Source organism: Cellulophaga baltica, from assembly GCF_900102165.1.
Lineage (GTDB): Bacteria > Bacteroidota > Bacteroidia > Flavobacteriales > Flavobacteriaceae > Cellulophaga > Cellulophaga baltica.
The window spans coordinates 213,298-235,395 of sequence record NZ_FNBD01000005.1 but is presented as its reverse complement, the minus strand read 5'-3'; the positions used below and the strand labels follow the sequence as shown (position 1 = coordinate 235,395).

20 protein-coding genes are annotated in these 22,098 nt (G+C 34.2%); 12 read left to right on the top strand and 8 right to left on the bottom strand.

Annotated features, from left to right (window positions below):
* Positions 1–211 precede the first annotated feature (211 nt).
* From BLQ19_RS10610 to BLQ19_RS10575, 8 genes are all read left to right on the top strand, one after another.
* Positions 212–898, top strand: coding sequence for a response regulator transcription factor (locus tag BLQ19_RS10610; RefSeq protein WP_024479091.1), 687 nt, complete (start codon positions 212–214; stop codon positions 896–898).
* Positions 898–1,965, top strand: coding sequence for a sensor histidine kinase (locus BLQ19_RS10605; RefSeq protein ID WP_074538330.1), 1,068 nt, complete (start codon positions 898–900; stop codon positions 1,963–1,965). Before BLQ19_RS10610 ends, BLQ19_RS10605 begins: the two co-directional genes overlap by 1 nt.
* 88 nt (positions 1,966–2,053) lie before the next feature.
* Positions 2,054–2,725 carry a tRNA (guanosine(46)-N7)-methyltransferase TrmB gene (gene trmB / locus BLQ19_RS10600; protein WP_024479089.1) on the top strand — a complete coding sequence of 224 codons (672 nt, stop codon included), beginning with the start codon at positions 2,054–2,056 and terminating at the stop codon, positions 2,723–2,725.
* A 3-nt stretch (positions 2,726–2,728) separates the two neighbouring features.
* The gene (locus BLQ19_RS10595; RefSeq protein WP_025613833.1) at positions 2,729–3,358 is read left to right on the top strand and encodes a LysE family transporter; all 630 of its coding nucleotides are present in this window, start codon (positions 2,729–2,731) and stop codon (positions 3,356–3,358) included.
* A gap of 2 nt (positions 3,359–3,360) precedes the next feature.
* Complete coding sequence (locus BLQ19_RS10590; RefSeq protein WP_029445016.1) at positions 3,361–3,705, top strand: MGMT family protein; 345 nt, start codon at positions 3,361–3,363, stop codon at positions 3,703–3,705.
* A 238-nt stretch (positions 3,706–3,943) separates the two neighbouring features.
* On the top strand, positions 3,944–5,092 hold the full coding sequence (locus BLQ19_RS10585) for an Mrp/NBP35 family ATP-binding protein (RefSeq protein WP_025613831.1): 1,149 nt from the start codon (positions 3,944–3,946) through the stop codon (positions 5,090–5,092).
* Between the two features lie 2 nt (positions 5,093–5,094).
* Entirely contained in the window at positions 5,095–5,334 is a 240-nt protein-coding gene (locus BLQ19_RS10580) for a NifU family protein (protein WP_024479085.1), read from the top strand.
* Between the two features lie 76 nt (positions 5,335–5,410).
* Positions 5,411–5,740 carry a 2Fe-2S iron-sulfur cluster-binding protein gene (locus BLQ19_RS10575; protein ID WP_024479084.1) on the top strand — a complete coding sequence of 110 codons (330 nt, stop codon included), beginning with the start codon at positions 5,411–5,413 and terminating at the stop codon, positions 5,738–5,740.
* Between the two features lie 71 nt (positions 5,741–5,811).
* Here BLQ19_RS10575 and BLQ19_RS10570 read toward each other — a convergent pair whose 3' ends face one another.
* On the bottom strand, positions 5,812–7,548 hold the full coding sequence (locus BLQ19_RS10570) for an ABC transporter ATP-binding protein (protein ID WP_029445015.1): 1,737 nt from the start codon (positions 7,546–7,548) through the stop codon (positions 5,812–5,814).
* A gap of 153 nt (positions 7,549–7,701) precedes the next feature.
* On the opposite strand from BLQ19_RS10570, the gene BLQ19_RS10565 reads away from it, so the two are divergent.
* From BLQ19_RS10565 to BLQ19_RS10550, 4 genes are all read left to right on the top strand, one after another.
* Entirely contained in the window at positions 7,702–9,882 is a 2,181-nt protein-coding gene (locus BLQ19_RS10565; RefSeq protein ID WP_074538329.1) for an acylase, read from the top strand.
* Positions 9,883–10,218: 336 nt separating this feature from the next.
* Positions 10,219–11,052, top strand: coding sequence for a hypothetical protein (locus BLQ19_RS10560; protein WP_074538328.1), 834 nt, complete (start codon positions 10,219–10,221; stop codon positions 11,050–11,052).
* Between the two features lie 6 nt (positions 11,053–11,058).
* The gene (locus tag BLQ19_RS10555; RefSeq protein ID WP_074538327.1) at positions 11,059–11,580 is read left to right on the top strand and encodes a hypothetical protein; all 522 of its coding nucleotides are present in this window, start codon (positions 11,059–11,061) and stop codon (positions 11,578–11,580) included.
* A 252-nt stretch (positions 11,581–11,832) separates the two neighbouring features.
* Positions 11,833–12,567, top strand: a complete 735-nt coding sequence (locus BLQ19_RS10550) for a hypothetical protein (protein WP_025613829.1) — start codon at positions 11,833–11,835, stop codon at positions 12,565–12,567.
* A 76-nt stretch (positions 12,568–12,643) separates the two neighbouring features.
* On the opposite strand, the gene BLQ19_RS10545 is transcribed toward BLQ19_RS10550, so the two are convergent.
* The 7 genes from BLQ19_RS10545 to BLQ19_RS10515 all read right to left on the bottom strand — a co-directional run bounded on the left by BLQ19_RS10545 (position 12,644) and on the right by BLQ19_RS10515 (position 22,012).
* On the bottom strand, positions 12,644–13,462 hold the full coding sequence (locus BLQ19_RS10545; RefSeq protein ID WP_074538326.1) for a hypothetical protein: 819 nt from the start codon (positions 13,460–13,462) through the stop codon (positions 12,644–12,646).
* Positions 13,463–13,794: 332 nt separating this feature from the next.
* Positions 13,795–14,643 carry a transporter substrate-binding domain-containing protein gene (locus BLQ19_RS10540; RefSeq protein WP_024479079.1) on the bottom strand — a complete coding sequence of 283 codons (849 nt, stop codon included), beginning with the start codon at positions 14,641–14,643 and terminating at the stop codon, positions 13,795–13,797.
* A 167-nt stretch (positions 14,644–14,810) separates the two neighbouring features.
* On the bottom strand, positions 14,811–15,845 hold the full coding sequence (locus BLQ19_RS10535; protein ID WP_024479078.1) for an agmatine deiminase family protein: 1,035 nt from the start codon (positions 15,843–15,845) through the stop codon (positions 14,811–14,813).
* A 4-nt stretch (positions 15,846–15,849) separates the two neighbouring features.
* The gene (locus BLQ19_RS10530; RefSeq protein WP_024479077.1) at positions 15,850–16,737 is read right to left on the bottom strand and encodes a carbon-nitrogen hydrolase; all 888 of its coding nucleotides are present in this window, start codon (positions 16,735–16,737) and stop codon (positions 15,850–15,852) included.
* A gap of 78 nt (positions 16,738–16,815) precedes the next feature.
* Positions 16,816–17,466, bottom strand: a complete 651-nt coding sequence (locus BLQ19_RS10525; RefSeq protein WP_024479076.1) for a carbohydrate-binding protein — start codon at positions 17,464–17,466, stop codon at positions 16,816–16,818.
* 91 nt (positions 17,467–17,557) lie between these two features.
* Complete coding sequence (locus BLQ19_RS10520) at positions 17,558–18,124, bottom strand: guided entry of tail-anchored proteins factor 1 (RefSeq protein ID WP_254788336.1); 567 nt, start codon at positions 18,122–18,124, stop codon at positions 17,558–17,560.
* Positions 18,125–18,280: 156 nt separating this feature from the next.
* Entirely contained in the window at positions 18,281–22,012 is a 3,732-nt protein-coding gene (locus BLQ19_RS10515) for a ShlB/FhaC/HecB family hemolysin secretion/activation protein (protein WP_074538325.1), read from the bottom strand.
* Positions 22,013–22,098: the final 86 nt, after the last annotated feature.

The window sequence follows — 22,098 nt, the reverse complement described above, 5'->3', positions numbered from 1 at the left end:
CCTGTATGTTAAAGATTTATTTTTTAAGTGTTATCTTAATGTTACGATATTAAATCAATGTTAAGGGCTTTAGTCGTAATTGTATTATCTTTACTTTTGAGCGATTAACCAACTAAGAGACTTTAGTGGTGGCAGTTGCAAGTTATTGATATACAGTGATAAAAGTGTGATTTGTGCCGTGTAAAGTACCAGAATCTAATTTAAGTATCAAATGAAAAAAAAGGACATTAGAATATTATTGGTAGACGATGAGCCAGATATTCTTGAGATTTTAAGCTACAACCTAAGTGCAGAAGGCTATGATGTGTTTACTGCAAAAAACGGTGTGGAAGGAGTAGCTAAGGCAAAAAAGAAACAGCCACATTTGATTATATTAGATGTCATGATGCCAGAAATGGATGGTATTGAAGCTTGTGAAATCATAAGAAATACGCCAGGTTTAGAAGAAACCATTATTACCTTTTTAACGGCACGTAGTGAAGATTACTCGCAAGTAGCAGGTTTTGATGCTGGTGCAGATGATTATATTACCAAGCCTATAAAGCCAAAAGTCTTTGTGAGTAAAGTAAAGGCTTTATTAAGACGTTTAAAAGATGAAGAAGCTGCTGCAGAAGATATTGTAAAAGTAGGGAACATTGTCATAAACCGTGAAGAGTATAAGATTGTAAATGACGGTGAAGAACTAATTCTACCAAGAAAAGAGTTTGAGTTGTTATCATTACTAACATCTAAACCCAACAAAGTTTTTAAAAGAGAGGTAATCTTAGATAAAGTCTGGGGTAATGAAGTTGTTGTGGGCGGTAGAACTATTGACGTACATATTAGAAAGCTTCGTGAAAAAATAGGAGATGATCATTTTAAAACAGTAAAAGGCGTAGGGTATAAGTTTGTGTTATAATGGCGATATCCTTTAAAAAATCATACAAATTTGCATTTCGTTCAGCAACCTATATTACCGTAGCGCTGACATTATTTTTGGGCAGTTTCTTATGGCTTAAGAATGAATTAGATTGGTTGCTTCTAACTGTGTTTGTGCTTATTACGTTTAACATTTGTTTTTTTGTAATTCAACTCCGAGTAGAAAAGTTTATCTATAAACGAATCAAAAGAATTTACGACGATGTATCGTTGTTAGAGTCTTCTAGTTTGGCTTCTAGAACGGTAACCACAGATATGGGTACCCTTACTTCTGAAATTGAAAAATTTGCAAAAGACAAGAAAATAGAAATAGATACACTTAAAATCAGGGAAGAATACCGTCGTGATTTTATAGGAAATGTTTCCCATGAATTAAAAACGCCATTGTTTACAGTACAAGGCTATATTCTTACTTTATTAGATGGTGCTGCGGATGACAAAGCACTTCGAAAAAAATACCTGCAACGCGCAAGTAAAGGAGTAGACCGTTTAATTTACATTGTTAAAGATTTAGATTTAATTACTAAGTTAGAAGTAGGCGACCTTAATGTGGAGTTGTGTGAGTTTAATATCGTAGAATTAATCCAAAATGTGTTTGATCTTTTAGAAATGAAAGCTGCTAAAAAGAATATTTCACTCACCTTTGATATGAAATATAAGACGCCTATTTTGGTGAATGCAGATAAAGAGAAAATTCAACAAGTAGTTACAAACCTACTAGTGAACTCTATTAAATATGGTCACGAAAATGGTACTACAGAAGTAAGTGTAGAGAATCTTATTAAAAATAAGGTGATTGTTAGGGTGACGGATAATGGAGAAGGAATTTCAAAACAGAATATACCAAGACTTTTTGAACGCTTTTATCGTGTTGATAAGAGTGGTAGTAGAGAAGAGGGCGGTTCTGGTTTAGGCTTGTCTATCGTGAAGCATATTATTGAGGCGCATAATGAACGTATTTACGTAGAGAGCGTACTAGGTGTAGGGTCTGAGTTCTCGTTTACTCTAGAGAAAGTAGCTCCCAAAGAAACGGCTGTAAAAGGTTAAAGATTCTTTTGTTTAGATATTCTCCACATTGCATCATTCTTAATGCTAAGATTTTAGTAGTTTTGCCGATTCAATTAATATTGCAAAAGTGGGGAGTAAAAACAAGTTAAGAAGGTTTAGAGAGAACGATACATTTGAAAATGTTCTTCAGCCTGATAGAGACGATGTTCAGAAGGGGTTGTGTGATTTAAAAGGAAAATGGAGTGCGTTTTTCAAGAATGATAATCCAATTGTTTTAGAGTTAGGTTGTGGTAAAGGTGAGTATACCATTGGTTTAGCAAAACAAAATAAAGATAAAAATTTTATAGGTGTTGATATTAAGGGAGCACGTTTTTGGCGTGGTGCTAAAACAGCAAAAGAAGAAGGCTTAGATAATGTAGCTTTCTTAAGAACCCAAATAGAGTTAATTGATTTACTTTTTGAAGAGAATGAAGTTTCTGAAATTTGGATTACATTCCCAGATCCGCAAATTAAATACAAGCGCACAAAACATAGACTTACCAATAAGCTGTTTTTAGATAAATACAATCATATTTTAAACAAAGATGGTGTTGTAAATTTGAAGACAGATAGCGAATTTATGCACGGCTATACCCTAGGGCTCTTACACGGTTTAGGCCTTGAAGTAATTTACGCCAATCATGATGTGTATAAGAATGAAGGAAGTCCTAAGGAAGTTTTAACCATACAAACCTTCTACGAAAATCAGTATCTTGAGAAAGGAAAACCTATTACTTTTACTCAATTTAAAGTCAATTAACCAATGACGCATTTGCTTATTTTATTTTTTGCGACCTTTTCGGCTGCCTTTATAGCTACCGTGCCACCTGGGTTGTTAAATATGAATGCGGCAAAAACAAGCGTTGAAAAAGGAAAATTAAACGGTATTATTTTTAGTCTTGGTGTTTCTACCATGATTATGATTCAGGCTTATATTGCCGTGCTTATTTCTAAGTATTTACACAATCATCCGGAGGTAGTTGCTGTTTTATTAAAAATAGCACTTGTCGTATTTGCTTTTTTATGTGTGTATTTCTTTATCTTAGGAAAGAGAAATAAACCCAAAAAGCAGAAAACTATTAATGTTAGTAAAAAGAATAGCTTTTTCAAAGGCGTTCTTCTTGCGGCCATAAACTTACTTACAATTCCGTATTACAGCGGACTTAATGCCATGTGGAAAGCCTCTGGGTGGATTAAGTTTGAGCTTACCGATATTGTGATATTTATATTGGCAGCGGGTACAGGCACCTTTGCCGTACTTTATTTTTATACCCTATATTTCTTTAAATTAGAAACAAAGAACAATACCTTTTCAAGAAACTCTAATTATATTTTGAGCGGATTAATGGGGCTTTTGTTTATAATTACATTGTTCAGAATATTTAACCAATAAAAATGGAAGAAGAATCTAAAAATTTCTTTCACAAAGTACATCAAGTGGCTAAGTTAATACCTTATGGCCGCGTAACTTCCTATGGGGCTATTGCAAAATATTTAGGAGCAGCAAGAAGTGCAAGAATGGTAGGTTGGGCCATGAATGCATCTCATAATTTAGAAGATGTTCCGGCGCACAGGGTGGTCAATAAACAAGGGTTATTAACTGGGAAACACCATTTTGATGGCACCAATCTCATGCAGCAACTTTTAGAGAGTGAAGGCGTTGAGGTGGTAGAAAATCAGATTCAGAATCTGGACACTCTTTTTTGGGATCCTTTTCTAGAGTTAGATACAGCGCTGTAATCGTGCGTTTCGAACATAACCAATAGGATCGCGTACCAAATAGAAGAATCTTATCTAACAATGTTATATTTCAATTTCTAGTTTTCTTAATATACTTTCTAAACCGTATCTTTGTAGGATAAATTTCAATTTGTTACATCGGAATTTAATAGCGTAATTATCGGACTCTTTTTTGAGTTTTTTTGAAATGAATTCATGAAAATTACGTCTTACAAATAAACAGCAGTAAAACACTCAGATGAAATTAGAAAAAAAAGATGTTCTTAAAGCTTTAGAACAAATTACAGTACCAGGAGAAGGTAAAAACATGGTAGAAAGCGGTGCTGTAAAAAATATTCAGATTTTTGGTGATGAGGTTGAAGTAGATATTACTATTGCAAACCCAAGTCTTCAAGCAAGAAAGAAAACCGAAGTAGAGATTTTAAAAATCATCCATAAAGAGGTTTACGAAAAAGCAAAAATAAAGATTAATGTTAAAGTTGAAGCTCCTGCTGCTGCAGATAAGCCCAAGACTAACGAAATTAAAGGGAAGCCACTTCCGGGAATAAAAAATATTATTGCCGTAGCATCAGGTAAAGGTGGTGTAGGGAAATCTACCGTTACTGCAAATTTAGCAGTAACCTTAGCAAAAATGGGCTTTAAAGTAGGCTTGTTGGATGCGGATATTTACGGGCCATCAATGCCTATTATGTTTGATGTTGCTATGGAGAAACCTTTGGCGGTAACCATAGAAGGGAAATCTAAAATGAAACCGGTAGAGAGTTACGGCGTTAAGCTTCTTTCTATTGGCTTTTTTACCCAACCTAACCAAGCGGTAATTTGGAGAGGGCCAATGGCTTCTAAGGCATTAAATCAAATGATTTTTGATGCACACTGGGGAGAAATAGATTTTATGTTAATAGATTTACCTCCGGGAACAGGAGATATTCATTTAAGTATCATGCAAGCCATGCCGGTAACTGGCGCTGTTGTAGTGAGTACTCCGCAAGAGGTAGCTTTAGCAGATGCTCGTAAAGGTGTTGCTATGTTTCAACAAGACTCTATTAACGTACCTGTATTAGGTATCGTTGAAAATATGGCGTATTTTACTCCAGAAGAGTTGCCAGATAATAAATATTACATTTTTGGAAAAGAAGGTGCTAAGCATTTATCTGAAGACTTAAAAGTGCCTTTCTTAGGAGAGATTCCTTTGGTACAAAGTATACGTGAAGCGGGAGATGTAGGTAGGCCAGCAGCAATGCAAGTAGGTACGCCTATAGCAAATGCTTTTGAAGAAATCACTAAAAACGTGGTACAAGAAGTGGTAAGTAGAAATGAAGAGTTACCACCTACAGAGGCAATTAAAATAACGACTATGGCGGGGTGCTCGCCAGTAAAAAAGAAATAATTATGACATCAGAAGAAGTAAAATTAAATGTAGAAAAAGCGCTAGAAGAAATTAGGCCTTTTTTACAAAGTGATGGAGGTGATATTTCATTAATTTCTATAGATAACGATACTTCTGTAAAAGTTAGATTAGAAGGTGCTTGTATTGGGTGCTCTGTAAATCAAATGACTTTGAAAAGTGGTGTTGAAATGACCATAAAAAAGTACGCCCCTCAAATTGAAGAGGTGATTAATGTTGCTTAATTAGTTTTATAAAAATATAAAGTACAATTCCCTTAGTCTTGAAAATGACTACGGGAATTTTTAATAGGATATAACCATGGCCGATATAAAAATAAAAATCACAGACCGAGAAGGAGTTACGCATGAGGTAGATGCGCCAACAGATATGAATATGAATGTTATGGAATTGGTTCGTGCATATGAATTAGCTCCAGAAGGTACTATTGGTGTGTGTGGTGGTATGGCAATGTGTGCTTCTTGTCAATGTTACGTTTTAAATGATGTAGCATTGCCTGAAAAGTCTGATGATGAGGATGCTATGTTAGCAGAAGCATTTTATGTAAAAGATAACAGCCGTTTAGGATGTCAAATACACCTTTCTGAAGATTTAGAAGGGCTAGAATTAGAATTGGCTCCTGAGAGTTAAGCGCTAACAAAAAAATTTAAAAGGCTAGTTTAAGATGATCTTATCGTTTTAAACTAGCCTTTTTTATGCCCTTATATCCTAGCTTGGTAGGTAAATAAATTGTAGTAACGCCCTTCTTTAGCAATTAAGTCATCATGCGTCCCTTGCTCGGCAATTCGGCCATTTTCAATGACTAATATTTGATTTGCTTTTCGGATGGTACTTAACCTGTGGGCAATTACAAAAGTGGTTCTTCCTTCGGTTAAACTAGCCAAACTTTTTTGAATTAAAGCCTCACTTTCTGTATCTAGATTAGAAGTAGCTTCATCTAAAATTAAAATTTTAGGATTAGCTAAAACAGCTCTTGCAATGGCGATTCTTTGGCGCTGACCCCCAGATAATTTTACACCACGTTCGCCTATTAAGGTGTCTAATCCTTTTTCGAATCGCTCTGTGAATTCATTTACATAGGCAGCTTCAACAGCAGCTTGCAATTCTTCCTCAGAAGCATTTGGTCTAGGGAATAAGATATTCTCACGAATGGTGCCTTCAAACAAGAATTCGTCTTGTAAAACAACACCAAGATTCTGTCGGTAGCTATTTAAATTTACTTTAGAAACATCATGGCCATCAATGGTAATTTTACCTGATGCCGGATTTAGAAAGGTAGCAGCTAAGCCTGCAATCGTAGATTTTCCAGAGCCAGAACTACCCACTAAGGCAACAACATTTCCAGACTTGACTTCAAAATTTATATTATGCAATACATCTTTGTCTTCTTCATAAGCAAAAGATACATCATCAAATATAATATCTCCGTCTATATTTTCTAAAACGATAGTTCTATTCTCTTCATCAGATTCTGGTGTCATATTCATTAACTCTTCCGTACGGTCTAGCCCAGCTAAAGCTTCGGTTAGTTGACTCCCAACATTACTCATCTGTACAATCGGAGCTACCATCAATCCTAATAAAAAAGTAAAAGTTAAAAATTCACCAATGGTGAGTTGGTCCATCATAATTTTATAGCCGCCAATACCCATAATTCCAGTAGTGGCAATACCTAATAAGAAGGTGCTGGAACTAGTCATGAATGCGGTAGCTGTTAAACTCTTTTTTACATTTTGAAATAATTTATCTACCCCTTCTTCAAAAACCTTGCTCTCTTGTTCTTCAGCATTGAACCCTTTAATGACGCGTACACCGCCTAAGGTTTCTGTTAATCTGCCTTTTACTTCGGCATTGATCTTTCCTCTATTTCTAAATATAGGTCTGATCACTTTAAAAGCTTTTAAGGCTATTATTGCAAATATGGCTAAGGGTACTAATGTAAATAAGGTCATGGAAACACTAGTTTTTAACAATAAAATTAAGGCAACTATCGCGGTTATAGATCCGCCTACCAATTGTACTAAACCTGTGCCTATTAGATTTCGTACCCCCTCAACATCAGACATAATTCTAGAAACTAATGCACCAGATTTTGCATTATCAAAAAAGCGAATGGGTAAGGAAAGCACCTTTTTTTGTACTTGAGCTCTTAATTCTGAGATTAAATATTGCGCTTGTACACTTAATATTTTTGTTAATAGAAAAGAAGTTATGGCTTGTACTAGTATAGCTAGCGCTACAACGCCAACTAATATTTTTAATAGGTGAATATCCTTATTAGGAATAATATCATCCATTAAATACTTAAGAGACATAGGGGCAACAAAACTTGCAGCTTTGCTAATTACAATTAATAAAAGTCCTATAAATACAAGATTTCTTCTAGGCCAAATAATTGTTTTGAATGCGGTAAGAATGCTAACTTTTTTTTCTGCCATGCTTGAGAATTATGATAAATAAATGAAATGCAAAGTTACTTTAAATTGATTGGAAATAGGCTTAGAAGAAGCTGCTAGGTTTTTTTTAGTTGAAAATTAGTATTTAATCACCAAGACCTTTATTTTCATTTCATCAACCTTAAACCTTTTCCAATGAAAAATTGTCTTTTGCTAATTTTTGTAATGACTTTGCTAAGTTGTTCTTCCGAATCAAAAAATAATGCTGTAGCAGATCAATATAAAAACTATGTTACCCATGTAGAAATTATTAGAGATGATTTTGGAGTGCCTCATATTTATGGGAAAACGGATGCCGATGCGGTATTCGGACTTTTGTACGCACAATGTGAAGATGATTTTAATAGGGTGGAACAAAATTATATCTGGGCCACAGGTAGGTTGGCAGAAGTAGAAGGAGAAGATGCTTTGTATAGTGATTTGCGGGCTAAACTATTCATGACAGAAGACGAGGCGAAAGCAAATTATGAGAATAGCCCAGAATGGTTAAAGAAATTATGTGATGCATTTGCTGATGGTATTAATTATTATTTAGAAACACACCCAGAAGTAAAACCAAAATTGCTTACCCATTTTGAACCTTGGATGCCAATGTATTTTAGTGAAGGCTCTATTGGTGGCGATATTGAACGGATATCTAGTAGTAAGATAAAGGCTTTTTATGAAAGCGGAATGGAATTTCCAAAACTTAAACAACTAGAACTAAAAAAGGTTGAAGAAATGGCAGAACCACAAGGCTCTAACGGAATCGCCATTTCAGGTAAACTAACCCAATCAGGAAATCCGTTGTTGTTAATCAACCCACATACCTCATTTTTCTTTAGAGGCGAAGTGCATGTGGTAAGTGAAGAAGGCTTAAATGCCTATGGAGCGGTAACTTGGGGTCAGTTTTTTGTGTATCAAGGCTTTAACGAAAAAACTGGATGGATGCATACTTCCACGTATACTGATGTGATGGATGAGTTTAAAGAAACTATTCTAGAGGTTGACGATCAATTGGTGTATCAATACGGTGAAGAATTACGACCAGTAACGGTTGGAGAAGTCATTCTCAAATATAAAGTAGGAGATAGTATTAAAGAAAAGAACGTGCCAACCTATAGAACACACCACGGGCCAATTACGCATATGGTAGATGGCCAGTGGACGGCTTCTGCAATGATGTGGGAACCTGTAAAAGCTTTAGAGCAATCTTATATCCGTACAAAACAGACGGGTTATAAAGGTTTTAGAGAAATGATGGATATAAGAACCAACTCCTCTAATAATACCGTCTATGCAGATGCGGAAGGGAATATTGCGTATTTCCATGGAAATTTTGTCCCGAAACGCGATACAATATATGATTATACGCAGCCTGTTGATGGGAGTAACCCTAAAACAGATTGGCAAGGTTTGCATACTGTTGATGAAAATATTCTGATTTTAAATCCTGAGAACGGATGGTTTCAGAATTGTAATTCCACTCCTTTTACAGCAGCCTTAGAATTTAGCCCTAAAAAGGAAGAGTATCCAAAATATATGTCTAGAGATCAAGAGAATTTCAGAGGGGTTCATGCCATTAATTTACTGACTGATAGAAGTGGGTATACCATAGATAGTTTAATACAATTAGCACACGATCCCTATTTGCCCGCATTTGAAAAATTAATTCCAGGCTTGGTAGAGGCATATGATAAGGCAGATAAAACCAAAGAATTAGGAGCTCCAATAGAAGTACTTAGATCTTGGAATTTAAAAACGGCTAAAGAATCTGTAGCCATGACTTTAGCACATTATTATGGCACTATGTATGGCAAAATAGCAATAGCACCCAAGGGTTTTAGTGATATGGAGCGCTTAAATTATTTTGGTACAGATACACCATTTGAAGAGCGATTAAGGGTTTTCAAAGCAGTACTAGAAAAATTAGAGGAAGATTTTGGCACCTGGAATACGCCTTGGGGAGAAGTAAACAGGTATCAACGCTTAAACGGAGATATTCGTCAGGCTTTTAACGATAGTTTGCCAAGTATTCCTATAGGGTTTGCTTCGGGTAGGTGGGGTGCATTGGCAGCATATGGAGTAAGTTATACCAATGATACTAAAAAAATCTACGGGACTAGAGGTAATAGTTTTGTGGCTGTTGTAGAGTTTGGAGCTAAGGTAAAAGCAAAAAGTATGCTGGCAGGCGGTCAAAGTGGAGATCCAAAATCGCCCCATTTTGATGATCAAATAGCACGCTATGCTGCGATGCAATTTAAAGACGTCGCTTTTTATAAAGATGATGTGTTGAAAAGAGCAAAGGAAACCTATAAGCCGGGAGAGCGAAAGTAATTTTAAATACTAAAAAGAATTGAACATTTCAAACAGTGTAGCCTCAAAGCTGGGAGACTTTGCCGATCGGGGAAATAACTGATCAAAATATTATCCAATTGGTAAACGGAAATTTTAATAAAATTTTTAAGTAAATGTTATCTCTAAAAAAAAACAATTAAAAATATTTCACCAGATTTTTATATTAATAAAAATTTCATTTTTTATAAAGTTGATTACATTATAAAAATTATAACTTCCTCAACTTTAGAAGACACAAAATTTGAGATCTCGAATAAGTTTGTTTTATCTGTAATCAATGGATATAATATAATTTGGAACATTGAATTTGCAATCGTGTACAACGATTTATTTCAAGAAAAGATTAAAATATTATTTAATAAAAATTATTTACGGCAAATTGTTGATTTTATTTTGGATGTTGGAATTCTTATTAAAGAGATTAGAGGCGAAACTGAATATCTTTATTTATACAAAGCACTAACTAACAAAGTTGTCTTTGAAAATTACAATCATGATTTGGCAAAGTTACTTTCAAATGGTTCTTTATTATTATTAAAAGGCACAACTTTTACCTGTATTTCATTATCATCACAACAAGTTCTATGGGAAACTAACATAGCTGAATATTCTTTTAAGGAAATTACATCTATTAATAAACTCCTCATAGGTGTGAATTATCTCTACATATATGCAAATGATAAAAACTGGAACAGCTATGGCTTTCGAGTGGTGGATATAAATTCAGGAGAATGTGTTTTTGCAACGAACGCCTTTGGTCCAAATATTTTCGATCACGAAAGCAAGATATATTCGGTTGGCCGTGCCAGTCAAATAGTACAGGTTATGAATAAAGATTCTTTTGAAATAGAACGTATAGATTTATCTGATGAATTAGGCGATTTTGTTTTTGAAACTCAATGCACTCCATATTTTCATAAAAATGAATTATATGTGGCCTTAGTTAAAAAGGGAGAGGATATATATAGCTCTTGGGGTATTATTGATTTAGAAACAAATAAACTAAAATTCAAAACAGAAATGTTGCGAGATTTTAACAAGAAACCAACTAAGACTAATAAGGATTTTGTTTCACAAATAAAAGCGAATGATACTATGGTAGGAGTTAAAGTACCTGGAAATATACTTCATATTTATGAAAAACAATAGTCCCCAATGAACCATACTATACACATAAAAATAATAAATAGTTTACCTTTTTACAAAGCTATAAATGATCGAGACCAATGGTTTCCAAGGATAACAGCTGAAAAAGTGAACATTCAAGAAGAAATTAAATATCCAGATGGCGGTTCCTGGCCAATAATCCAAATACAATGTATTAATGATAATAGTGTTTTAGAATTAGATACCGTACATACAAGAAAGGACACCCAAAAAAAAAGGCTTGTCAATTACGACATAGATAATACATATCTATCCGAATTTAAGGAAATATTTAATCTAACAATAAGATTTAAAGAAACTTTCGCATTAGGCATTACCTTAAATAAAAATTCTGAATCAGCAACCTGCGATGTTAGTTTCAAAAATTGTATAAAATGCAATGCAACTTATATGGCGATGTATGCAAAACGAAGTGAATCAGGAAGAGATGATGACAACGTGCTATATATTCATGGCATATGGCAAGTAAAATTATCAGAAGAATTTGAGGAACATTTAGGCTTAAAATAAATATCCCCGCTAGCGCGAAAATTGCACTCGCACCGCAAATTTTCTGACCTAGCGGGAGGTTGTAAGTAAACCAAAGGTAAATTCTCGCTTGTGAGCAAACCTGGAGTCTCAATTGTAATGAATTTGAAATTTAAAAACAGACAGTAGTAAATATACTTATTGATAGCAATAGTTGGTGTTCATCGAAAATAAATACTAAATGGGGTTGGTTTGCGTTCGCTTAGAAGCAACCAAACCCAATAAACCTTTAGTATGATAGTATTCGGACATAATAATTTTAAAATAAAAAGTTTTTCACCAAGAGAACTAGGGATTCCAGAAAACCCAGGAGATCAAAAAATAACCTTAGAAGTACGTCAGCGTTATTTTCATTTATTTTGGATTCCTTTCTTTCCTATAGGTAAAGCCTATGTTGTTAGAAAAGAAGGTGATAGTAATATGTACGAAATGCCACTTGAATTGCAGCATGTACTATCACAAAGAGATGATATAAAAACGCCTTGGTATTCATTTGCTCTTATCTTTTTGGCGCTATTTATTGGAGTGTCTTTTTTCGGAAATGAAAAGATGAAAGATATCAAATGGGAAAATAGATTCTATGCAGAGCAGGCAAATCAGAAAATGCGCGTTAAATACCCAACGACTGGAGATTATTATAAATTTAAAGCCTTTGAATGCTCAGACACCAATAGCCGTCCTGCAGAAATCATAGTGAAAGTTATAGCTTATGACGAGGATAGTATTGAGTTCTCAAGTGCGTATATGAATATTTTAGATAGTAATCAATATTCCTATTCAATTCAGTCAGAAATAAATAAAAATCTTGATTACCGCTATAATTCTTTTGAACTGAAGAAAGAAGACATTATGAATTCATTTCATAAAGAATACCGTGATTATGGTGATGATGTCGTCTTAAAGGATATGAATTGGTGCTATGTATTTAAAGGAATGGATAGAGAAAAACTTGATGTAGCGCAGAATTAAAATTTCAGGTATTTACTGGATAATAAGAAAGGACTAAATCTTATAAGATTTAGTCCTTTTTTTATGACTGTGTTTTTTAGTAATTGAGAACCTTGAAGTGTTTTTTGCATGCCGCTATTATAGCCTTTTTAATGTTGGTTCTGTAATCTTCATTAATTTTCTGAGATGGACTTTCATTCATGAAACCACCTTCGCGGTATTTAATTTGATCGCTGTTTGTTGCAGTAACATCAAACTTTAAAATAGGGTAATTCTTTTCAATGTCTATGGCAGTAATGGATGCAAAAAATAATCCAGAAGAGAAATTATCAGAATCATCTAATTTTGGATCCATGACACTATACCCTTCTATTACAAAGGCCAGGCTAATGTCTTTAAATTGCTCTAGTTCTTCTTCATTTAAGCTGGTACAGGTTATATCTAATGGGGTGTTGGTGCAGGAATATAAATCATCTAAGACGTCATTGATGTTTTGCTTTGCAAATTCATTATTCTCTTTAGCAATGAAAACTGCAGATTTAGAAGGTTCGGTGCTTTTTTGCTTTGCTTTAAATTCAAAACTAGAATAGTTTACGCTTTTGCTTTTATCGGTGACAATATAGTTTGGAAAATTTATAAAATTAATTGCAGAGCTTCTGTAAAAAATGGTAGAATCAGTAGAGGCTTCCTTAAACGTATTCGTAGAATCTGCTAATTTATGAAGGCTGTTTATTTTGGCGATAATAGCAGCGCTATTTTCCTTGAAATACAAACCTTTGCTCTTGGAAAGTGTTTCTTTTTTTTGTTCGTATTCTTTTTGTGCCGTTAAATATTTCTTTTCATCCACTTCTGGATTTTTATCGACACAAGAAAATAATAAACTACTTAATAATACGGTTGTTAATAGACTCTTCATTTGGCGGTTTTTGTTGGTGGTTGTCTCTTAGAAACGGCTCAAACTAAATATTATTTTAGAAATAAAGGGCTATTGTAGTTTTTTGTAAATTAATTTTTAGATGTCTAATTGGCAAAGTAAATGAATGTCTACCCTTTGCAATAGGTTCATTTGTTGCAATGTACAGTGCTTATGAAACGGAATGAAACTAATAAGTTCATTTTTAGTTAAGAGGAATAGTGCTCTTAATAAGGGGAAAAGTGTAATAGTATTAACCTGCTTCGCAAAAGTATTCCAATTTAATGGAGCAAGGAAAATGAGCTGTGTTATAAAAGAATAATACAAAATTCATTTTATCTAGGAGATTGGGTTTTATTTAGATAGGGTATCCTCTCAAGTTCAGATTTGAAAATAGTATCGTAGGTACCATCTTTTTGCCTCAGATTTAACCATTGATTTATGTAAGCTTGGAATACAACATCTCTTGGTAATAAGTAAGCCATTTCAAAAAAATTGAATGGACTATCTGGGTTAATTGCTTTTAGTTCTGGGTGAATTCGTTCCTGTACAAGAGTTTCTATAGCGTCAGTAACCATTACATCTACTTCGCCATTAGCAATTTTTTGAAAAATACTCAAATTGTCTTCATTCAAAATAAGTTGAGCTTTAGGGAAATTGTCTCTGGCAAAAGTTTCGTTTGTGCCTCCTGGATTAAAAATCACACGTACTTCTGGAGTATTAATAGCATCAATGGTAGTGTATTTTTCTTGGTCTTCAGTTCTTGCTATAGCTGCCTTGCCACTAGAGCGCATAGGGTTGCTGAAAAAAGCCTGTTGTTGTCGCTTTAAATTTATGGTAATACCGCTCATGCCAATATCATATGACCCATTTTCTAAATCAGCAAGTAATGTTGGCCAACTAGTTTTAACAATCAGAAGATTTACATTTAGTGATTTTGCTAGGTCTTTGGCAAGTTCGATATCTATGCCTTGGTAATTAGAAGTTTCAGGATTGGTATAAGTGAAAGGTAAAAAATCGGTCGTTGTCCCTACCTTGAGGGTATCTCTTTCTATTATTTTATCTAATAAAGAAGATTCTTTTGTTATTTCCTGTAATGGAGCAATTTTAGGAGCACAGCCATAGCTACATAAAATTATACACCAAATAATAATTAGCTTAAAATTTAAATTAATCGACTTCATTAATCATGCCTATAGTTTATTCTAATAAAAATAAGAATAATTCCATGGATAAGAGCATTTTCTAATTGAGGCAACCAATTAAGATTACGAATTTAAATTAACGCAAGAAATAAAGAAAAAGGGAAGCCATGCGTTATTTTGGGTTTTCAATAAGGTATAAGCGATTATTATTTTGGTATTTGCTGGCTCAAACAATGTAACGTGCCAAAACCCCAAATAAAATCAATACAACTAATCCCGATCACTTTTCGGTCTGGAAAACAGTCTGCTAAAATAGTAAGTGCAATGTGGTCTTTTGCGTCGTTAAAAGTTGGAACTAAAACCGTTTTATTTATAATTAAGAAGTTAGCATAACTTGCAGGTAATTGCAAACCATCAAATATAATGGGACTTGGCATGGGCAATTCAACCACATTCAATTTTGAACCATCCTCAAGTTTTGCGTGGTGCAAACGTTTTAAATTCTCTTGGAGTGGGTGATAGTTTTTGTCTTTTGGTTTGTCTTCTACGACGGTTACAACTGTATTTTTAGATACAAAGCGGCATAGATCATCAATATGACCATGTGTGTCATCACCAATAATACCATCTTTTAACCAAATGGTATTAGTCACGCCAAAATATTCTAGAAAAATAGCTTCGTAATCTTCTTTAGTAAAGCCAGCATTCCTAACTTGAATTTCCGGATCTAATAAACACTCTTCGGAAGTTATAAGGGTGCCAGAACCGTTTACCTCTAAAGCTCCGCCTTCTAAAACTACATTTTTTCCTTTATAAGTAACATTGTTCACTGGAATTTTTAAATGTGCCGCTACCGTATCCGGAACATGTTTGTCTAATTGCCAGTTTTTATATTTTGCCCAACCGTTAAAATTGAAATTAAGAGCTTCTCTTTTGCCGTTGTTTTCAACAATAATAGGTCCAGAGTCACGCATCCAACTGCGATTGGTTTTTTTTATAATAAATGAAATATTTTTAAGGTTTACCGTTGCCATTTCTAGCATTTCAGTCACCTTTATTTTTAAATCATCGGTAGCAACCACCAAAAAAACAGTTTCTTGTTCAGCTATTTTTTTAATATATTCTACAAAAGCCCACTGAATGGCAGCATATTTTCCTGGCCAGTCATTTCCGTTATGTGGAAAACATAATAAAATACCTTCTTGTTTCTCCCATTCTGCGGGAAATCTTCTTGCAGCCATAGTATTAATCTAAAGCGCGTTTAGTAATATCTCCAAAAGCATCAATACGTCTGTCACGGAAAAATGGCCAATTTTGGCGAACATTCTCTTGTAGCTCTAAATCTACTTCAGCTAATAAAATTTCTTCTTTGTCGGAAGATGCTTGTGCTAAAATTTCGCCTTGTGGGCCGCAAATGAAAGAATTACCCCAGAATTGAATACCATCAGTACCTGGTAAATATTGTTCTAAACCAATGCGATTAGCTGCAGCAACGTAAATACCATTTGCTACGGCATGACCTTTCATAACATTCATCCAAGCGCCATATTGGTTTTCACCATACTGTTCTTTTTCTGATGGGTGCCATCCAATTGCTGTTGGATAAAAAATTACATCTGCGCCTTTCAAAGCCGTAAGCCTTGCTGCTTCAGGGTACCACTGATCCCAACAAATTAATGTTCCTATATTTCCTTTTTTAGTAGGGGTTGATTTAAAACCTAAATCACCAGGGGTAAAATAGAATTTCTCATAAAAATGTGGATCGTCTGGAATATGCATTTTACGATACAATCCGGCTTGAGAACCATCTGTATCAATTATGTAAGCACTGTTATGATAGATGCCCGACATTCTTTTTTCGAAAAAAGGGATAATCAAAGCAACTTTAAGTTCCTTAGCCAACTCGCTGAAAGCTGTAAATGAAATAGCACCTAAAGGTTCTGCTAATTCAAAATTACTAACATCTTCACTCTGGCAGAAATAATGACTACTATATAATTCTGGAAGCGAAATAACTTCGGCTCCTTTTTCAGCAGCTTTACGAATCCAATCTAAGCATTTCTTTCTATTCTCTTCTGGAGTGTTGTTCAAATTTAATTGAAGAACAGCGATGGTGTATTTTTTATTAGCCATGAAAATTAGTATCTAATTTGAGACTGTAAATATATTAAATAATGAGATTAAAAATGAGGAGATAAAAGTTAGAAAAACCTAATCCTTAGTAACAATAAAAGTAGCAACGCTACCTGCAGATAAATTCCATTGATTGGCATAAAGTAGTTTGCCCTGATCATCGTAAACATTAATTTGAGCGGTATTTGGGCTGGAAGAACCTTCATTTAGCGCTTTAAATTCTATCCGGTTAAAACCTTGCTTAAGATCTACATTTACTCCTTTAAAAGCTCCTGTTAAAAATAACTTAGGGTCCACAACTTCTCCGTTTACAGAGATACTTACTAAATCGCCATCTACATATTCATGATCACGACAAACAATACCTATAAATTTTCCATTGTTTTTGATATCGCCTAAATACATATTAGGGAAATGCTTACCCTGACTTTGACCAGAGTTTTCTCCAAATTTCGGATTTAATTTTAAATCCTTACCCGCCTGTACCAAATCTTTAGTTGGAAGCATGGAAATTTTTGGCTCTAAAGAATCCTTAGTGTTGGAGTCTTCTTGCTTTCCTAATAGGTCTGGCATGTTCAGAGACAAGTTTGTTTTTTGCTCCGGAATCAATTTTAAATCAGTAGGGTTTTTACTTTCAATTTTTATAGGCTGTGCCTTGATAACTCCTTCTTGGGAGAACCCTGCTTGAAAAAGTAAACTACAACATGCAAAAAAGAATAACCGCTTCATAAATTAAAAATAGATGTTAGCTAATAGTAAATTTAGCAAATACCCTGCCAATGAATTTAAAATTGATGTTAAATTAGACCATCGGTACCTCTTAGTGCTCTTCTAACTCCGTAATTTTCTTTTCATAAAGCTTTTTGCTTTCTACGACAGCAACGTTTAGCTCTTGCATGATACCGTCAACACGACCCTCAATACTTTTCATTTGATCATTGATATTATCAAAAGAATTTAAAGCAGCAGCAACTTCTAATGCCTTTACGACCTCAACGGCATCACCATGCAATAAGCGCAACTTCTCAATAGCTTTAGAAGTGTTCGCAAGTGTACCGTTGTATTTTGTTCTAGCCCTATTGATAGCTTTTAATAAAGTTTTCTTGCTAGTTTCATCACTTAAACTATTGGTTTGAGTATCCATGGCGGTGAAAAGATTAGATGCTTTGGTTTTCAAATCTTCGTATTCTTTATTCAATTTCTCTACACGCTTGTTTACTTTTTCCCAATCCCCGTATACTTTGGCAAATTCTTTATCTTCATTTTTAGTGTCTTCTAAGGCGCTCTTTAAAGCGTTAAGAGATTCTAATCCAGAATTGACAATCTTATTTGCATTTTCTTTCTTGTTTTCAAAAGAGGATACCTGCGATTTGAATTTTTCTTTCAATCGTATTAAATCTTCCGGACTTTTATCTTTTCAACAAGAGCTTAATGAGAAACAGATAACGATAAGGGTAAGGGATTTCTTGAACATGGTTATGTTTTTAAATAGACTGCTAAATTAGTCAAAATCAGCTCCTATTTAAAACTTAAATGCATTTGTCTAAAAATCAAAGCCAAATTTAAACTGAACCATGTTGCCCTCAACAGAGTTAAAATAGCCCACATTTATAGTTAAAAAATTATAAGCACTTGCCCATACACCTAAACCTTGTGAGGTATGCCAAACGTTAGAACTTTCATTGCTATTCCAAACTCTACCGTAATCAAAACCACCATATGCACCAAGATTTATAGGAGCAACCGCCGTCATATACTTTTTAATTCTAACTCTTAAATCTGTTGTTTCGTAGAAGTAAGTTTTACCAGTGAAACGTTCGTCTCTAAATCCTCTAAGTCCATTATTACCGCCTATGCTTGGCATGTTATAGAAAAAGTAGGTATCTCCGAAAGTTGTATTTACTTCTGCTTTTGTGTTGAACACTAAATCACCAGAGGATATTAGTTTATGAGAAATACCAGCTTTAAATTTCAAGTATCCAAATTGATTATCATTTATTTGCAAGTTAGCTTTATATCCGGCATTTAGTCCAAACATAATAGATCTTGTAGGGAAATCTTTGGCATCATCATTATCATAATAAGCTTCTGTTTCTAGTCCTAAATATCTTTGGTTATCAAATAATTCTGGCGTAAAATTATTGGAATTAAAGAAGCGGTTGTTTTGCTCAATGACTTCAAAAGATTCATAAACACCTTTAATCTTTAACGTATGATATGCGATACCTGCATCAATTCTTGTTTTTTCGATCCTAGCTCTGTTAAAATCTTTACCCAAGTCATTATCTAAATTAGTAGTTTCATTTCCTACTCCAAAAAAGTTATTTGAAAACCGATCTGTGGAATGGTAGGCACTAATTTCTAGATTCCACTTAGGAAATATATTAGCAAATACTCCATAATAGCCTAATTCAATTGCTCTAAAACCAAAATAATAATTAGCAATAACCGTATGTTTCTGTCTAAAATCACCACGATTAAAGCCCTTGTTGGTATAGATGTTTGTAGCACCTAAATAAAGTCCGTCATCTGTTCTAAATCCCAAATTAGGAACAAGCATATTGGTATTTTCTTCAAAATAGCGCCAATGGTACATATTCGTATCATAAATGCGCGTCATTTGTTTCTTAGGGTTCTCACCTTCGAAAATGCTAGTTTCATGTTTCCAATCATAGACTTTTAAATGCTTTTTATTTTTGATTTTAAAGGTGTCATCTCCATAGCCCCCTATAAATCTTATAAAAATAGATTTGTTATCCTCTCCATTAACTTCAAAAACATCATCATCACCTAGGCCATATATCCAGAGTTCTTTGGTATCTTTTTTGTTAAACGTTCGCTCAAATATTACAGGATTTTCTTCATCAGAAAGTATTCTTTTAATAACAACCTTTGTTTCACCGTTTGGCAACCTTGTAATTTCAAATTTATCATCTTTTTCAGTACCGTGTAAGGAAACCATTTTGTCTAAATACTTACTATAAGCTTTAGCATCTTGCTTTAGGGTCATTAGACGCAATTTTAGGTTGTCTCTAATTTCTATAGCCGTAGAATCTTTAACTTCTTCCGGTAATTTGTTAAATGCTGCATCAATCGTAGACGCTGTTAAGTTGTCTTGAATAAATTGGGCTTCTTCTTCCCATATCTTAGCGTCATATTTAGTTAATATGGCTCTATCTAGACTGTTTCCATTGTTGTTTAACCATTTTATATCTTGAATGTCAGCATCATAGGATTGCCACATGCGGCTCTGAGGAGCAAAGAGCTTTACGACCTTCAAAGCTTTGCCGTCAAATTTAGGAAATGCATTATCTCTATCTCTAGGGACAGGTTGAAACTCTTTGTTGCCATCGGTAGTTTCGTATTCTACCCATCTCCATTGGTCCTGGTGGCGGTCCCAATCACCAATCAACATATCAAAAATACGAGCTCTTATATAAGATTTTTGGTCTACCGTGTATGATTCATCCTCTTTAATTTTTTCAAGCATATCTGTCGTACTCTCAAAATCTTTTATCGCTCCAGATTCATTAATTTCTCTTCGGTAGCCCTTATAATTCAATTGTTCGTCAGAAGGTCTTTCTTCTATAAAGTAAAGTTCATCTCCAAACTCATTATTTAAATCTCCTAAAGTTTCTTGTTTCGGAATGTAAAACAATTCAGGACTTGAGTGGTTTACTGCAATAGCTTTTGCTAAAGGGTTAATCACTAATTGCATATAGGGATGAGCCGTGGTAAAGAAATCTGAAATAGTTTCTTCGGTCAAGGTATTTTTATAATCTTCTTCATTATATGCAACGCCTTTGATCTTAAATTTCAAATATTTTAAGGCATTTTTCCGTAAGGAACGCATATTATATTCTTTGCCATTGCTATCTGCAAGCCTTAAGGAGAATGATTGATGTCCGCCCCCCTCTTTAAGTACTTTTAATCCGCCGTAAAGGGTATCTAGACGTGCAATTTTTGCGGTAACTGGCGTGGTAAAATAAGAACGATACCGTTGTCCCCATAAGAAAGTATAAAACGCTGTTTTATCATCGGCGTCCGGATTTTCTAGAATAGTAGTTTTTATAGTCTTTGCATTGTCTTCATGAAAGGCTAAGGAAATAGTATCCTTTTGTATTTTAGGTAATAGTGCCACATTTTTTTCTTCGTCATCTTCAGTGATGAACGTAACATCAGACGAGCCATCATCATAGTATACAAGTTTGGCAAATCCTCTTTTACCATATGTAAATTTACCCTCAAAATCTAAAGTGCCTCCAATAGAGCTTAAATTATCTTCACCTCGTTTTGTAGCAGATTTTTGACTCAATGATCCGCTAATTATTTGATGAATTCCACCTCCTGTTAGGTATTGTAGACTCTCTTCATGGCCAGAAACAACAGTTATTCTATCCGATGCTTTAGCTAATGAGCTAACCAGTATCCTTAAAAACTCATAAGGTCTTGAATTTAAACGATCTGATGAAAAAGCACCCAAATCTAAGACCGTATTTACTACGGTACCCACGATAGGAGCGGGAGTCATATGGGATTTAAATGATTTTTTACCCGCAAACTCCCCATTGCTAAAAATAGGCTGATGCATGGCAATCACAATATTTTTACCTTGTCCATCATTAATATAACCCTCTAATTCTTCTGCAAAACGCATACGCGTATTGATGTCAGTACATTTTTTATTTATATTTTCTAATCTAGACCAATTGCCAGTAAACCATTTAGAGTCAATTAAAATTAAATCTAAGTCATCGTTAATAACTACTTGCTCAATAGGGCAAGCATTTTTAGGAAAGAATTTTAAAGCATCAGAATCTATCGCATCTAAGTATTTTTCAACCTTTTCAACATCGCGTGTGTTGTAGCTTTTCCATTCATTTACACCAGGCATAAAAATAGTTTTGCCTTTAAAATTTTCCGTTAATGCAATTTGTTCTTCTACCAATTCTTGATCGGTATTCCAATTGTTTTTAGTGGCTGATATGTTATCGCCGGTAAAAAGAAGGGTGGTGTTTTCATCAGCAGTACTCAATTGTTTTTTTAATAGTATAGCCGCGGTTTTGTTTTCAGTAATGGTGTAGTCTCCATAACCACCTGCAAGATAAAAGGTGTGTACTGGTTTTTTATGGGTAGTAACATCAACTTTATTGTCATTGCTTTCTTGCATTTTAAAGGTAGCGCAACCATTTAAAAGCACTATAAAAATTACAAAAACCACTAACTGATACGGGTTAAAATAATAGGAGGTACTTTTTCTATTTGATACTGGCATAACTCGGCTGTTGGTTTTCTTTTATGTAATATGTTTTACTAGAAATAAATTAAACGTAGCATACTTTTTAATTTATTTCTAATACG

What these genes read in the sequence shown, in the direction of transcription:
- BLQ19_RS10545 (WP_074538326.1), bottom strand. Translation starts at nt 13,462, where the DNA reads ATGAAGAGTCTATTAACAACCGTATTATTAAGTAGTTTATTATTTTCT.
- BLQ19_RS10585 (WP_025613831.1), top strand. Translation starts at nt 3,944, where the DNA reads ATGAAATTAGAAAAAAAAGATGTTCTTAAAGCTTTAGAACAAATTACA.
- BLQ19_RS10590 (WP_029445016.1), top strand. Translation starts at nt 3,361, where the DNA reads ATGGAAGAAGAATCTAAAAATTTCTTTCACAAAGTACATCAAGTGGCT.
- BLQ19_RS10575 (WP_024479084.1), top strand. Translation starts at nt 5,411, where the DNA reads ATGGCCGATATAAAAATAAAAATCACAGACCGAGAAGGAGTTACGCAT.
- BLQ19_RS10595 (WP_025613833.1), top strand. Translation starts at nt 2,729, where the DNA reads ATGACGCATTTGCTTATTTTATTTTTTGCGACCTTTTCGGCTGCCTTT.
- BLQ19_RS10525 (WP_024479076.1), bottom strand. Translation starts at nt 17,466, where the DNA reads ATGAAGCGGTTATTCTTTTTTGCATGTTGTAGTTTACTTTTTCAAGCA.
- BLQ19_RS10565 (WP_074538329.1), top strand. Translation starts at nt 7,702, where the DNA reads ATGAAAAATTGTCTTTTGCTAATTTTTGTAATGACTTTGCTAAGTTGT.
- BLQ19_RS10550 (WP_025613829.1), top strand. Translation starts at nt 11,833, where the DNA reads ATGATAGTATTCGGACATAATAATTTTAAAATAAAAAGTTTTTCACCA.
- BLQ19_RS10580 (WP_024479085.1), top strand. Translation starts at nt 5,095, where the DNA reads ATGACATCAGAAGAAGTAAAATTAAATGTAGAAAAAGCGCTAGAAGAA.
- BLQ19_RS10515 (WP_074538325.1), bottom strand. Translation starts at nt 22,012, where the DNA reads ATGCCAGTATCAAATAGAAAAAGTACCTCCTATTATTTTAACCCGTAT.
- BLQ19_RS10570 (WP_029445015.1), bottom strand. Translation starts at nt 7,548, where the DNA reads ATGGCAGAAAAAAAAGTTAGCATTCTTACCGCATTCAAAACAATTATT.
- BLQ19_RS10535 (WP_024479078.1), bottom strand. Translation starts at nt 15,845, where the DNA reads ATGGCTGCAAGAAGATTTCCCGCAGAATGGGAGAAACAAGAAGGTATT.
- BLQ19_RS10555 (WP_074538327.1), top strand. Translation starts at nt 11,059, where the DNA reads ATGAACCATACTATACACATAAAAATAATAAATAGTTTACCTTTTTAC.
- BLQ19_RS10605 (WP_074538330.1), top strand. Translation starts at nt 898, where the DNA reads ATGGCGATATCCTTTAAAAAATCATACAAATTTGCATTTCGTTCAGCA.
- BLQ19_RS10530 (WP_024479077.1), bottom strand. Translation starts at nt 16,737, where the DNA reads ATGGCTAATAAAAAATACACCATCGCTGTTCTTCAATTAAATTTGAAC.
- BLQ19_RS10540 (WP_024479079.1), bottom strand. Translation starts at nt 14,643, where the DNA reads ATGAAGTCGATTAATTTAAATTTTAAGCTAATTATTATTTGGTGTATA.
- BLQ19_RS10610 (WP_024479091.1), top strand. Translation starts at nt 212, where the DNA reads ATGAAAAAAAAGGACATTAGAATATTATTGGTAGACGATGAGCCAGAT.